This window comes from Roseovarius salinarum (assembly GCF_002834145.1).
Taxonomy (GTDB): Bacteria; Pseudomonadota; Alphaproteobacteria; order Rhodobacterales; family Rhodobacteraceae; genus Roseovarius; species Roseovarius salinarum.
In genome coordinates, this window is record NZ_PHNT01000059.1 from 1 (window position 1) to 213 (window position 213).

At 65.3% G+C, this 213-nt stretch carries 1 protein-coding gene; it reads right to left on the bottom strand.

Features of this window, described 5'->3' with window-relative positions; translation table 11 throughout:
• Positions 1 to 213: IS3 family transposase (locus CEF10_RS16735; protein WP_157933085.1), on the bottom strand; the 213-nt coding region annotated here is incomplete at both ends.

The following is a 213-nucleotide window of genomic DNA, read 5'->3' on the forward strand; positions in this document are numbered from 1 at the left end:
GGAACCAGCATCGGCCTGCGTGTCCCGAGCGCCCGTTTGCGACCGCCGCGCCTCCTCACCTGCAGCTTCTCCTCGCGGTAGAGCCGCCTCAGCTTCTTCAGGTTCATCTGCCAGCCTTGTCGTGTCAGCATCACATGCACGCGCCGATAGCCGAACCGACGGCGCTCGGCCGCCACAGTCTTCATCGCCTTGCGCAGATCAGAATCGTCCGGG